This is a genomic window from Mycobacterium sp. 20KCMC460 (assembly GCF_022179425.1).
In the GTDB taxonomy this organism is placed as follows: domain Bacteria; phylum Actinomycetota; class Actinomycetes; order Mycobacteriales; family Mycobacteriaceae; genus Mycobacterium; species Mycobacterium kiyosense.
Map to the genome: position 1 here is coordinate 2,264,445 of NZ_AP025524.1, position 13,328 is coordinate 2,277,772.

At 70.4% G+C, this 13,328-nt stretch carries 9 protein-coding genes; 8 read left to right on the forward strand and 1 reads right to left on the reverse strand.

Annotated elements, in window-relative coordinates; all coding sequences use genetic code 11:
- Window positions 1–57: 57 nt before the first annotated feature.
- The 8 genes from mutM (at window position 58) to MKCMC460_RS10620 (ending at window position 11,402) form a co-directional block, all read left to right on the forward strand.
- Window positions 58–918, forward strand: coding sequence for a DNA-formamidopyrimidine glycosylase (gene mutM, locus MKCMC460_RS10585; RefSeq protein ID WP_236976616.1), 861 nt, complete (start codon window positions 58–60; stop codon window positions 916–918).
- Between the two features lie 18 nt (window positions 919–936).
- On the forward strand, window positions 937–1,350 hold the full coding sequence (locus tag MKCMC460_RS10590; protein WP_238305676.1) for an OsmC family protein: 414 nt from the start codon (window positions 937–939) through the stop codon (window positions 1,348–1,350).
- Window positions 1,337–1,621, forward strand: a complete 285-nt coding sequence (locus MKCMC460_RS10595) for an acylphosphatase (protein ID WP_236976614.1) — start codon at window positions 1,337–1,339, stop codon at window positions 1,619–1,621. Before MKCMC460_RS10590 ends, MKCMC460_RS10595 begins: the two co-directional genes overlap by 14 nt.
- Window positions 1,622–1,632: 11 nt before the next feature.
- Entirely contained in the window at window positions 1,633–5,244 is a 3,612-nt protein-coding gene (gene smc, locus MKCMC460_RS10600; RefSeq protein ID WP_238305678.1) for a chromosome segregation protein SMC, read from the forward strand.
- A 330-nt stretch (window positions 5,245–5,574) separates the two neighbouring features.
- Window positions 5,575–6,996 (forward strand): signal recognition particle-docking protein FtsY, encoded by a 1,422-nt coding sequence (gene ftsY / locus MKCMC460_RS10605; protein ID WP_236976612.1) that lies wholly within the window; start codon window positions 5,575–5,577, stop codon window positions 6,994–6,996.
- 155 nt (window positions 6,997–7,151) lie between these two features.
- Window positions 7,152–8,567, forward strand: a complete 1,416-nt coding sequence (locus MKCMC460_RS10610; RefSeq protein WP_236984265.1) for an ammonium transporter — start codon at window positions 7,152–7,154, stop codon at window positions 8,565–8,567.
- A 2-nt stretch (window positions 8,568–8,569) separates the two neighbouring features.
- Window positions 8,570–8,908: a nitrogen regulatory protein P-II gene (gene glnB, locus MKCMC460_RS10615; protein WP_036354580.1), complete on the forward strand. Its 339-nt coding sequence runs from the start codon at window positions 8,570–8,572 to the stop codon at window positions 8,906–8,908.
- Window positions 8,909–8,936: 28 nt separating this feature from the next.
- On the forward strand, window positions 8,937–11,402 hold the full coding sequence (locus tag MKCMC460_RS10620) for a [protein-PII] uridylyltransferase (RefSeq protein ID WP_238305680.1): 2,466 nt from the start codon (window positions 8,937–8,939) through the stop codon (window positions 11,400–11,402).
- Between the two features lie 110 nt (window positions 11,403–11,512).
- Here the strand turns inward: MKCMC460_RS10620 and MKCMC460_RS10625 are convergent, their stop codons facing one another.
- Entirely contained in the window at window positions 11,513–13,243 is a 1,731-nt protein-coding gene (locus tag MKCMC460_RS10625; RefSeq protein ID WP_236976610.1) for a DEAD/DEAH box helicase, read from the reverse strand.
- Window positions 13,244–13,328: the final 85 nt, after the last annotated feature.

Genomic DNA, 13,328 nt, shown 5'->3' on the forward strand with positions numbered 1-13,328 from the left:
GCCGTGCGGCGGGTCGCGTCGCAGGCTTCACGCTCGGCACTGAAGGGGGCCCGCTGAATGCCCGAGCTGCCCGAAGTCGAGGTGGTGCGGCGCGGACTGCAGGCGCACGTCGTCGACAAGGCGATCACCGCGGTCCGCGTCCACCATCCCCGTGCGGTGCGCCGCCACGAGGCCGGCCCGGCCGATCTGACCGCGCGGTTGCTCGACGCCCGGATCACCGGGACCGATCGGCGCGGCAAGTACCTGTGGCTGCTGCTGGACAAGCCCGCCGACCCCGACATGGCCCTGGTCGTCCACCTCGGCATGAGCGGGCAGATGTTGCTGGGCAAGGTGCCGCGCGCCGAGCACGTGCGCATTTCGGCGCTGCTCGACGACGGCACCGTGCTCAGCTTCGCCGACCAGCGGACCTTCGGCGGGTGGCTGCTGGCCGACCTGGTCGAGGTGGACGGCAGCGTGCTGCCGGCGCCCGTGGCGCATCTCGCGCGTGATCCGCTGGACCCTCGGTTCGACGCCGAATCGGTGGTGAAAGTGTTGCGGCGCAAGCATTCCGAGATCAAGCGCCAGCTACTGGACCAGCAGGTGGTCTCGGGCATCGGCAACATCTACGCCGACGAGGCACTGTGGCGGGCCAGGGTCAACGGCGCGCGGGTGGCCGACACGCTGTCCCGTCGTCAGCTCACCGCGGTATTGGACGCCGCCGCCGAGGTGATGCGCGAAGCACTGGCCAAGGGCGGCACGTCGTTCGATTCGCTGTATGTCAACGTCAACGGCGAGTCGGGTTACTTCGACCGGTCGCTGGACGCGTACGGTCGCGAAGGCGAACCCTGTCGTCGCTGCGGGACGGTGATGCGCCGCGAGAAGTTCATGAACCGGTCGTCGTTCTACTGTCCGAAATGCCAGCCCCGGCCGCGTCGGTAGATCGATAGAAAGGGAACCATGACCGAACTCTGGGTCGAACGCACCGGCACCCGGCGCTACACCGGACACAGCTCGCGGGGAGCGCAGGTCCTGATCGGCAGCGAGGACGTCGAGGGCGTGTTCGCCCCGGGCGAGTTGCTCAAGATCGCGCTGGCCGCCTGCAGCGGGATGTCCAGTGACCAGCCGCTGGCCCGCCGGCTCGGCGACGAATACCGCGCGACCGTCCGGGTGTCCGGGGTGGCCGACCGCGAGCAGGAGCGCTATCCGCTGCTCGAGGAGACGCTGGAACTGGACCTGTCCGGCCTGAGCGCGCAGGACAAGCAACGCGTGCTCACCGTCGTGGAACGGGCCGTCGACGCGGTGTGCACGGTCGGTCGAACGCTGAAATCGGGCACCACGGTCAACTTCGAGGTCGCCGATGTCGGCGCCTGACCAGGTGCGGTTGACCGCGTGGGTGCACGGACGTGTCCAGGGTGTCGGTTTCCGCTGGTGGACCCGGTGCCGGGCGCTGGAACAGGGGCTGACCGGATATGCGGCCAACCAGGCCGACGGGCGGGTGCTGGTGGTCGCCCACGGTCCGCGGCCGGCAGCCGAGCGGCTGCTGGAGCTGCTGCGCGGCGGCGGCACACCGGGCCGGGTGGATAAGGTTGTCGCCGACTGGTCCGAGCCCACGGAGCAGTTCAGCGGATTCGTCGAGCGGTAATCTGGCCCCTCGTGTACCTCAAGAGTCTGACGCTGAAGGGCTTCAAGTCCTTCGCCGCGCCGACGACTCTGCGCTTCGAACCGGGCATCACCGCCGTCGTCGGGCCCAACGGATCGGGTAAGTCCAACGTGGTCGACGCCCTGGCCTGGGTGATGGGCGAGCAGGGCGCCAAGACGCTGCGGGGCGGCAAGATGGAGGACGTCATCTTCGCCGGCACGTCCTCGCGCGCGCCGTTGGGCCGCGCCGAGGTCACCGTCACCATCGACAACTCCGACAATGCGCTGCCGATCGACTACTCCGAGGTCTCGATCACCCGCCGGATGTTCCGCGACGGTGCCAGCGAGTACGAAATCAACGGCAGCAGTTGCCGTTTGATGGATGTGCAGGAGTTGTTGAGCGACTCGGGCATCGGCCGCGAGATGCACGTGATCGTCGGGCAGGGCAAGCTCGACGAGATCCTGCAGTCGCGCCCCGAGGACCGCCGCGCGTTCATCGAGGAAGCCGCGGGCGTGCTCAAGCACCGCAAGCGCAAGGAAAAGGCGCTGCGCAAGCTCGACGCGATGGCGGCCAACCTGGCCCGGCTGACCGACCTGACCACCGAGTTGCGCCGGCAGCTCAAACCGCTGGGCCGCCAGGCCGAGGTGGCGCGTCGTGCCCAGACCATCCAGGCCGACCTGCGCGACGCCCGGCTGCGGCTGGCCGCCGACGACCTGGTCAGCCGTCGTACCGAGCGGCAGGCGATCTTCGACGCCGAGACCACCATGCGCCGCGACCACGACGAGGCCGCCGCCCGGCTGGCGGTGGCCGCGGAGGAGCTGGCCGTCCACGAACAGGCGCTGGCCGAGCTCTCGCAGCGTGGCGAGGCGATCCAGCAGACCTGGTTTCGGCTGTCGGCGCTGGCCGAGCGGGTCGGCGCGACGGTGCGGATCGCCACCGAACGTGCCCAGCACCTCGACACCGAGCCGCTGCGCGCCAGCGACACCGACCCCGACGCGCTGGAGGCCGAGGCCGACGAGATCGCCTCGTTCGAGCGTCAGTTGCTCGAGGAACTGGCGGAGGCGGGCACCCGGCTGGATGCCGCCCGCGCCGAGTTGGCCGAATGGGAACGCCGTGCCGTCGAGGCCGAAAAGGCCCACCTGGCGGCCGTGCGGGCCGAAGCCGACCGGCGCGAAGGGCTGGCGCGGCTGGCCGGGCAGGTCGAGACCATGCGTGCGCGCGTCGAGTCGATCGACGACAGCGTCGCGCGGCTCACCGAGCGCATCGAAGAGGCCGCCGCCCGCGCCCAGCAGACCCGCGCGGAGTTCGAGGGCGTGCAGAGCCGCGTCGGCGAACTCGACCAGGGCGAGGTCGGCCTCGACGAGCATCACGAACGGACGATGACGGCGTTGCGGCAGGCCGAGACGCGGCTGGCCGAGCTGCAGGCCGCCGAACGCGGCGCCGAACGTCAGGTGGCGTCGCTGCGGGCCCGCATCGATGCGCTGTCGGTGAGCCTGGAACGCAAGGACGGCGCGGCCTGGATCGCCGAACATCACAGTGGTGCAGGGATTTCGGGTTCGGTAGCGCAGTTGGTCAAGGTGCGCTCCGGGTACGAGGCGGCGCTGGCCGCGGCGCTGGGTTCGGCCGCCGACGCGCTGGCCGCCGACAGCCTGGGTGCTGCCCGCAGCGCGGTCGCCGCGCTCAAGCACGCCGACGGCGGCCGGGCCGCCCTGGTGCTCAGCGACTGGCCCGCGCCAGCTGACGCGCCGCATCCGGTCGCGCTGCCCGACGGGGCGGCGTGGGCGCTGGACCTGATCGAGGCGCCGCCGCGGCTGCGCGGCGCGATGGTCGCCATGCTGTCCGGGGTCGTGGTGGTCGACGACCTGGGTGCGGCGCTGGACCTGGTAGCCAATAGGCCGCAGCTGCGCGCGGTCACCCTGGACGGCGACCTGGTGGGCGCCGGTCGGCTCAGCGGAGGATCCGACCGCAAGTTGTCCACGCTGGAGGTCGCGTCCGAGATCGACAAGGCGCGCGACGAACTCGCCGCCGCCGAGGAACAGGTCGCGCAGCTCAGCGCCGCACTGTCCGGCGCGCAGGCCGAGCAGACCGCCCGCCAGGACGCCGCCGAGCATGCACTGGCCGCGCTCAACGAGTCCGACACTGCGATCTCGGCGATGTACGACCAGCTCGGCCGGCTGGGCCAGGACGCCCGGGCCGCCGAGGACGAGTGGAACAAGTTGCTGCGCCAGCGCGAGGAGTTGGAGACCGGGCGCGCCCGCACCGTGGCGGAAGTCGTCGAACTCGAGACCCGGTTGCGCAACGCGCAGCAGATCGAGCTGGTCAGCGAGGCCGAGGCCAACCCGGCCGAAGCCCGGCAGGCGATCGCCGCCGCGGCCGACAACGCGCGCAGCTTCGAGGTGGAGGCCCGGCTGGCGGTGCGCACCGCCGAGGAGCGGGCCAACGCGGTGCGCGGGCGCGCCGATTCGCTGCGCCGTGCCGCCGCGGCCGAACGCGAGGCCCGGGTGCGGGCCGAGCAGGCGCGCGCCGCCCGGGTGCGCGCCGCCGGGATAGCCGCCGCGGTCGCGGAATCCGGGCGGCTGCTGGCGGCGCGGCTCAACGGGGTGGTGGATGCGGCGGCGCGCCGCCGCGATCAGCTGGCCGCCGAACGTCAGCAGCGGTCGGTCGCGCTGGCCGCGGTGCGCGAGGAGACCAACACCTTGAGCGCGCGGGTGGCCGCCCTCACCGATTCGCTGCATCGCGACGAGGTTGCCAACGCGCAGGCGGCGATGCGCATCGAACAACTCGAGCAGATGGTGCTCGAGCAGTTCGGGATGGCGCCGGCCGACCTGATCGCCGAGTACGGCCCCGACGTCCCGCTGCCGCCCACCGACCTGGAGATCGCCGAGTTCGAGCAGGCCCGCGAACGGGGTGAACAGGTGGTCGCACCCGCGTCGATGCCGTTCGATCGCACCACCCAGGAACGGCGCGCGAAACGGGCCGAGCGGGAACTCGCCGAGCTCGGCCGGGTTAACCCGCTAGCCCTCGAAGAGTTTGCTGCGCTGGAAGAACGCTACAACTTCCTGTCCACCCAGCTCGAGGACGTCAAGGCCGCCCGCAAGGATCTGCTGGACGTCGTCGCCGAGGTCGACGCGCGCATCCTGCAGGTGTTCAGCGACGCATTTTTCGACGTGGAACGCGAATTCCAGACGGTGTTCACCGCGCTGTTCCCCGGCGGCGAAGGCCGGTTGCGGCTGACCCAGCCCGACGACATGCTCACCACCGGGATCGAGGTGGAGGCGCGCCCGCCGGGCAAAAAGGTCACCCGGCTTTCTTTGCTGTCTGGCGGCGAGAAGGCGCTGACGGCGGTGGCGATGCTGGTCGCGATCTTCCGCGCCCGGCCCTCGCCGTTCTACATCATGGACGAGGTGGAAGCCGCGCTGGACGACACCAACCTGCGCCGGCTGATCAGCTTGTTCGAGATGCTGCGGGATCGCTCGCAGCTGATCATCATCACCCATCAAAAGCCCACCATGGAGGTTGCCGACGCGCTCTACGGCGTGACGATGCAGGGCGACGGCATCACCGCCGTCATCTCGCAACGCATCCGCGGCCAGCAGGTGGATCGGCTGGGCGCGGCAGCGGGCTGAGTCACTTCGGCCCGCCGCGGGTACTGGTGGCGTTGCGCGGGTACAAGGTGGCCTTGAGGGTGAACCGAGGGCGTTGCGGGTGAAGGCAGGGCGTCGACTGTGTACCGGCGGCGGGACTGCAACGATTTTCCCGCCCGGACTGCACCGCCGACGCCCAGGTTTCACACTCAACGGCCGGGCTGCACGCTCGTCGTCCGGGATGCGCGGGAGAGGCGCGCCGATGGGCGATCCCCGCTGACGCTGTCCCGGCAAGCCGTCGCTGACCCCGCCCGCTGATCCCCCCTCAACCCGCCGAGTGCCGGATGCCCCCCGGCTGGAAGGATTGTCAGCGTGTCCGAAGGTCTGTGGATCGCCATCGCGGTCGTTGCCGCCCTGCTCATCATCGTGGCGCTGGTCGTGGGACTGGTCCGCTACCGCAGACGCCAGATCAGCCTGGCCAAACCGCACACCGAGGCCATCGACCGCTCCGGCGGTTACACCGCCTCCTCCGGCATCACGTTCAGCCAGACACCCACCCTGGACGCCACCGGGCTGCCCGCCGTCGGCGACGACGCGACCATTCCGCGGGACGCACCCAAGCGGCCGATCTCCGAGGTCCAGCTGCCCGCCGTCGAGCCCGACATCGAGGTGCCGCCCACCGCGCCGCCGGAGGTGCCGGCGGTGCCGGAGGTGCCGGACACCCCCGAGGGCCTGGACATCCTCGAGGTCCTCGAGCCGGAGACACCCGAGCCGCCCCAGCCCGAGAAACCCGAGAAGCCCGAGAAGCCCGAGAAGCCCGAGAAACCCGAGGCGGCCCAAACCCAGCCCGAGGCGCCCGCGGTCGAGGAGATCGCGCCGACCGAGGGACGGCTGGAACGCCTGCGCGGCCGGCTGGCCCGCTCGCAGAACGCGCTCGGGCGCAGCATGCTGGGCCTGCTCGGCGGCGGCGACCTGGACGAGGACTCCTGGCAGGACGTCGAGGACACCCTGCTGGTCGCCGATCTGGGACCGGTGGTTACCGAGTCGGTGGTCACCCAGCTACGCGCCCGGCTGGCCAGCGGCAACGTGCGCACCGAGGCCGACGCCCGCGCGGTGCTGCGCGACGTGCTGATCAAAGAGCTGCACCCGGACATGGACCGCTCCATCCGTGCGCTACCGCACGCCGACCACCCGTCGGTGCTGCTGGTCGTCGGCGTCAACGGCACCGGGAAGACCACCACCGTCGGCAAGCTGGCCCGGGTGCTGGTGGCCGACGGCCGCCGCGTGGTACTGGGGGCCGCCGACACCTTCCGGGCCGCGGCCGCCGACCAGCTGCAAACCTGGGCGTCTCGGGTCGGCGCGGAAGTGGTCCGCGGCGCCGAGGGCGCCGACCCGGCCTCGGTGGCGTTCGACGCCGTCGACAAGGGCATCGCCGCCGGCGCCGACGTCGTCCTGATCGACACCGCCGGCCGGCTGCACACCAAGGTTGGCCTGATGGACGAGCTGGGCAAGGTCAAGCGGGTGGTCACCCGCCGCGCCGCCGTGGACGAGGTGCTGCTGGTGCTCGACGCCACGATCGGCCAGAACGGACTCGCCCAGGCCAAGGTGTTCGCCGAAGTCGTCGACATCACCGGCGCGGTGCTGACCAAGCTGGACGGAACGGCCAAGGGCGGCATCGTGTTCCGGGTCCAACAGGAACTCGGGGTACCGGTGAAGCTGGTCGGACTGGGTGAGGGCCCCGACGATCTGGCGCCCTTCGAGCCGGCCGCATTCGTCGACGCCCTGCTCGGTTAGCACTTCTTACACACCAGTTTCTACGTTAATTTCCACGAAACATCGCTGCCCCATCCGCGCAACAACTTATGCGCATGGTTCTGGATCAGGTCACCAGTCAATCCATCTGGGGCCCTCCCGACGCTGACTGGAGGTGATAGCGAGTGAGTTTCCCGATGATGGGCCAGCCCAATACGGGCGATACCGCCTGGATGCTGGCGAGTTCCGCGCTCGTTTTGTTGATGACGCCGGGCTTGGCGTTCTTCTACGGCGGCATGGTGCGTGCCAAGAGCGTGCTCAACATGATCATGATGAGCATCAGCGCAATGGGCGTCGTCACCGTGCTGTGGGTGCTCTACGGCTACTCCATGGCATTCGGCACCGACACCGGCAACGTCGTCGGCAGCCCGACCGAATACTGGGGACTGAAGGGTCTCATCGGCGGCAATGCGGTCGCGGCCGATCCGACCAAGACCCCGCCCGTCTCGGCGACGGATATCCCGCTGGCCGGCACCCTGCCCGCCACCGTCTTCGTCGCCTTCCAGCTGATGTTCGCGATCATCACCGTCGCCCTGATCTCGGGCGCGGTCGCCGACCGCCTCAAGTTCAGCGCCTGGATGGTGTTCTCCGGCCTGTGGGCCACCCTGGTCTACTTCCCGGTCGCGCACTGGGTGTTCGCCTTCGACGGCTTCGCCTCGGAGAAGGGTGGCTGGATCGCCAACAAACTTCATGCGATCGACTTCGCCGGCGGCACCGCGGTGCACATCAACGCCGGTGTGGCCGGCCTGGTGCTGGCGATCGTGCTGGGCAAGCGCAAAGGCTGGCCCACCACGCTGTTCCGCCCGCACAACCTGCCGTTCGTGATGCTCGGCGCCGGACTGCTGTGGTTCGGCTGGTACGGGTTCAACGCCGGTTCGGCCACCAGCTCCAACGGTGCCGCCGGGTCGACCTTCATCGCCACCACGGTCGCGACGGCCGCGGCGATGCTGGGCTGGCTGCTCACCGAGCGCATCCGCGACGGGCACGCGACGACGCTGGGCGCGGCGTCGGGCATCGTCGCCGGGCTGGTCGCGATCACGCCGTCCTGCTCGTCGGTCAACGTGCTGGGAGCGCTGGTGATCGGCGTGGTCGCCGGGGTGCTGTGCGCGCTGGCGGTCGGGCTGAAGTTCAAGCTCGGCTTCGACGACTCGCTCGACGTGGTAGGTGTGCACCTGGTCGGCGGTCTGGCCGGCACGCTGATGGTCGGCCTGCTGGCCGCGCCGGAGAGCGTCGCGATCAACGGCGTCACAGGTGTGTCGAAGGGCCTGTTCTACGGCGGTGGTTTCGATCAGCTGGAACGCCAGGCGGTCGGTGCGTTTGCTGTTCTGGCCTACTCGGGCATCGTCACGCTGATCCTGGCCCTTATCCTGAAGTACACCATCGGGTTGCGTTTGGGTGCAGAGCAGGAATCGACCGGCATCGACGAGGCCGAGCACGCTGAGAGTGGCTACGACTTCGCAGTTGCCAGCGGTTCGGTTCTGCCCCGCGCCAGCCTGCCGGACACCCCGAACGGCCTCGACGCGCGTTTGGCCGAGAAAGTGGAGGCGGAATAGAAATGAAGCTGATCACCGCGATCGTCAAGCCGTTCACCCTCGACGACGTCAAGACCAGCCTGGAGGACGCCGGTGTCCTGGGCATGACGGTCAGCGAGATCCAGGGCTACGGGCGACAGAAGGGCCACACCGAGGTCTACCGGGGTGCGGAGTACTCGGTCGACTTCGTGCCGAAGGTCCGGATCGAGGTCGTCGTCGACGACTCCATCGTCGACAAGGTCGTGGACAGCATCGTCCGGGCCGCACGGACCGGCAAGATCGGCGACGGCAAGGTCTGGGTCAGCCCGGTGGACACCATCGTGCGGGTCCGCACCGGCGAACGCGGTCCCGACGCGTTGTGACGATGCAGCCAAGACGGGCCGGGCGGGTGTGACACCCGACCCGCCGGGAACCTCGGAATCGGAAGTAACGCAAGCAGGAAGCGCCGTCGCGGCAGTCGATCTGGCTGCCGCGCGGCGCGAACTGCTGTCTGGCGACCTCACCGGCATGGCGCCCGCCGAGCTGCGCAAAGCGGTGCTGGACCTGCACGAAACCTGGCTGACCCGCAAAGCCGCCGAGATCGGTATCACCGGCGACAGCGGCTTTGCGCTGGTGGGTGTCGGCGGCCTGGGCCGGCGTGAACTGCTGCCGTATTCGGACCTGGACCTGGTGTTGCTGCACGACGGCAAACCTGCCGACGTGCTGGGCCCGGTTGCTGACAAGCTCTGGTACCCGCTGTGGGACGCCAACGTCCGGCTCGACCACAGCGTGCGGACCGTCAGCGAGGCGCTGAGCACCGCCAATGCCGACATGACGGCCGCCCTGGGCATGCTGGAGGCCCGCCACATCGCCGGCGAGGAGCGGTTGTCGGCCGAACTGATCGACGGCGTGCGACGGCAGTGGCGCACCGGAATCCGTTCCCGCATGGACGAACTCGTGGAGATGACGCACGCCCGCTGGCTGCGCCTGGGCCGCATCGCGCATCGCGCCGAGCCGGACCTGAAGTCGGGTCGCGGCGGCCTGCGCGACGTCCAGATGATCAACGCGCTGGCGCTGGCCCAGCTCATCGACAGACACAGCATGTCGCGGGCCGACAACCCGGCCGGGTCGCTGGACGACGCCTATCTGACCCTGCTCGACGTGCGCACCGAGCTGCATGTGGTGTCGCGCCGCGGCCGCGACCAGGTGCTGGCGCAATTCGCCGACGAGATCAGCGCCGCGCTGGGCGTCGGCGACCGTTTCGACCTGGCCCGCATGCTGTCCAGCGCCGGCCGCACCATCGCCTACCACGCTGTCACCGGCCTGCGCACCGCCGCCAACGCCCTGCCGAAGCGGGGGCTGGCCGCGCTGGTGCGCCGGCCCAAGCGGCGACCGCTGGACGAGGGTGTGGTCGAGTACGCCGGTGAGATCGTGCTGGCCCGCGAAGCCCAGCCCGAACACGACCCCGGCCTGGTGCTGCGGGTGGCGGCGGCCTCGGCCGACACCGGCGTGCCGATCGGCGCGGCGACGCTGAGCCGGCTGGCCGACACCGCGCCCCCGTTGCCGACGCCGTGGCCGCGCGAGGCGCTGGACGACCTGCTGGTGGTGCTGCTGGCCGGACCCACCGCCCTACAGACCATCGAAGCCCTCGACCGCACCGGGTTGTGGGGCCAGCTGCTCCCGGAGTGGGATTCGATCCGGGACCTGCCGCCGCGCGACGTGTCGCACAAGTGGACGGTGGACCGCCACGTGGTGGAGTGCGCGGTCAATGCCGCGCCGCTGACCACCAACGTGGCCCGCCCGGACCTGCTGGCGCTCGGCGCGCTGCTGCACGACATCGGCAAGGGCAGGGGCGTGGACCACTGTGTGCTCGGCGCCGATTTGGTGGTCCCGATCGGCGAGCGGCTGGGCCTGCCGCCCGCCGACATCAACACCTTGTCCCAGATGGTCCGGCACCACCTGCTGCTGCCCATCACCGCTACCCGTAGCGACCTGAACGATCCCAAGACCATCACGGCCGTCTCCGAGGCGCTGGGCGGGGATCCGCAACTGCTCGAGCTGATGCACGCCCTGTCCGAGGCCGACTCGAAGGCCACCGGGCCCGGGGTGTGGAGCGACTGGAAGGCCTCCCTGGTCGCCGATCTGGTGCGACGCTGCCGGCTGGAGATGGCCGGCGAACCGCTGCCGCAAGCCGAACCGACTGCGCCGCACTACCTTTCGCTCGCGGCGCAGCGAGGCGTGCATGTCGAGATCAACGCGGGGGACGGCGAGCGCCTGCACGCGGTGATGGTCGCGCCGGACGAGCGCGGACTGGTCTCCAAGGCCGCTGCGGTACTGGCGCTGAACTCGCTGCGCGTGCATTCGGCGTCGGTCAATGTGCACGAAGGCGTCGCGATCACCGAGTTCGTGGTGTCGCCGCTGTTCGGCTCGCCGCCGGCGGCAGACCTGTTGCGGCAAGCCTTTGTGGGTGCCCTGCGCGGTGACGTCGACGTGCTCTCGGCGGTGGAGAAACGCGATGTCGAGGCCACCAGTTCGGCGACCGCCCGCGCCGGTGAAGTACAGGTCGGGGTGCCGGTGACGCGCTCGACGGCGCCGCCGCGCATCCTGTGGCTGGACACCGACACCCCGGGCCAACTGATCCTGGAAGTGCGCGCGATGGACCGGGTGGGCCTGCTCGCACTGTTGACCGGGGCGCTGGAGCGGGCGCACACCGACATCGTCTGGGCGAAGGTCAACACCTTCGGCTCGACGGCGGCCGACGTGTTCTGCGTGACGGTCCCGCCCGAGGTCAATGCGCGCGCCGCGGTGGAGAGGAACCTGCTGGAGGTGTTGGGCGCCCCGGCTGTGGTGATGGTCGACGAGCCGGTGGGGGAGTAGGGCTCCCCGCCCCGACCCCCTTTGCCCCGCCCCGACTGTGGACTTCACGACGGGACACGCCCCGGTGGAGCGTCGGCAGTTTCACACTGGGGGGCGCGGTCGGGCGGGGGTCAGGACTGCTCGGCGTTGAGCCGCCGCACCGCGTCGATGCGCTCCTTGAGCTGATCTCGCGTCGCGGCCGCGATCGGCGGGCCGCCGCAGCGGCGGCGCAGCTCGTTGTGGATCCAGCCGTGCGGCTTGCCGGTGCGGTGATGCGCGATCGACACCAGCGCGTTGAGCTCGCGGCGCAGCTCGCGCAGCTGCCCGTGGGTGGTGATCGGCACGGCCGCTCCCTGCCCGGTCGCGGCTCGCTTCTGCAGCTGCTCGTCCTGGCGGCGGTGCAGCAGCGCCCGCATCTGTTCGGCGTCGAGCAATCCGGGGATGCCCAGGTAGTCGGCCTCTTCGTCGCTGCCGGCGGGGGTGGCGGTGCCGAACGACGAACCGTCGAAGATGACCTGATCCAGCTCGGCATCGGCGCCCAGTGAGACGAAACCCTTGTCGGGTTCGCCCGGCTCGTTCTGCTCCTTGACGGCCGGATCGTCGAGCAGCGGATCCTCGAGCGATTCGCGGTGCGGTTTGCCCAGCACGTGGTCGCGCTGGGCCTCCAGCTCGCTGGCCAACTGCAACAGATTGGGCACCGACGGCAGGAAGATGCTGGCCGTCTCCCCGGGCCGGCGGGAGCGCACGAACCGCCCGATGGCCTGGGCGAAGAACAACGGGGTCGACGCGCTGGTGGCGTAGATGCCGACCGAGAGCCGCGGCACGTCCACCCCCTCGGAGACCATGCGCACCGCGACCAGCCACCGGCTGGTGCCGGCGGAGAACTCGCTGATGCGGGCCGACGATTTCGGGTCGTCGGACAGCACCACGGTCGGGTCTTCACCGGTCAGCTTTTTCAGCAGCGCGGCGTAGGCGCGGGCCGCGGTCTGGTCGGAGGCGATGATCATGCCGCCCGCGTCCGGGACGTGCTCGCGCAGCTGGCGCAACCGGCGATCGGCCGCGGTGATGACCGCCGGCATCCACTCGCCGGCCGGATCCAGCGCGGTGCGCCACGCCCGGGCCGTCTGCTCGGCCGACAGCGGCTCACCCAGCCGGGCCTCGTGCTCTTCGCCCGCGCTGTCCCGCCACCGCGCCTGCCCGGAATAGGCCATGAACACCACAGGGCGGACCACGCCGTCGGCCAGCGCCTCGGCGTAGCCGTAGGTATGGTCGGCCCGCGAGCGCAGCACGCCCTCGGCGTCGGGCTCGTACTCGACGTAGGGAATGGGGCAGTCGTCGCTGCGGAACGGCGTGCCGGTCAGCGCAAGCCGGCGGGTGGCGTCGCTGAACGCCTCGCGGATGGCGTCACCCCAGGTCTTGGCGTCCCCGCCGTGGTGGATCTCGTCGAAGACGACCAGCGTCTTGCGCTGCTCGGTGCGCACCCGGTGCAGTGTCGGGTGCGCGGCCACCTGCGCGTAGGTGACGACCACCCCGTGGAACTCCGGCGAGGTCTGCGGGTTGGAGTTGGAGAACTTCGGGTCCAGCGACAGCCCCTGCCGGGACGCGGCCTGCGCCCACTGGATCTTCAGGTGCTCGGTGGGGACGACGACGGTGAGTTGCTCGACGGCCCGATGGGCGATCAGCTCACCGGCGATGCGCAGTGCGAACGCCGTCTTGCCCGACCCGGGGGTGGCGACGGCCAGGAAGTCGCGTGGCTCGGTGCCCAGGTACTTGACCAACGCGCGACGCTGCCAGCCGCGCAATGCTCGCGTCGTGTCAGCGGGGAAGTGCCCGACCGGCTGCAACGACAACAGTTCCCCCATAACTGGCTGAGCTGAGGCACCATGCGTGGTCGGTGCTGGGCTGTAAAACATAGCATGGCAACGCTTTTCGGGCGCGCTCGCGAGG

Bases quoted from the DNA above. Each gene is read 5' to 3' on its own strand.
- mutM (WP_236976616.1), top strand. From the start codon at position 58: ATGCCCGAGCTGCCCGAAGTCGAGGTGGTGCGGCGCGGACTGCAGGCG.
- MKCMC460_RS10590 (WP_238305676.1), top strand. From the start codon at position 937: ATGACCGAACTCTGGGTCGAACGCACCGGCACCCGGCGCTACACCGGA.
- MKCMC460_RS10595 (WP_236976614.1), top strand. From the start codon at position 1,337: ATGTCGGCGCCTGACCAGGTGCGGTTGACCGCGTGGGTGCACGGACGT.
- MKCMC460_RS10610 (WP_236984265.1), top strand. From the start codon at position 7,152: ATGATGGGCCAGCCCAATACGGGCGATACCGCCTGGATGCTGGCGAGT.
- glnB (WP_036354580.1), top strand. From the start codon at position 8,570: ATGAAGCTGATCACCGCGATCGTCAAGCCGTTCACCCTCGACGACGTC.
- MKCMC460_RS10625 (WP_236976610.1), bottom strand. From the start codon at position 13,243: ATGGGGGAACTGTTGTCGTTGCAGCCGGTCGGGCACTTCCCCGCTGAC.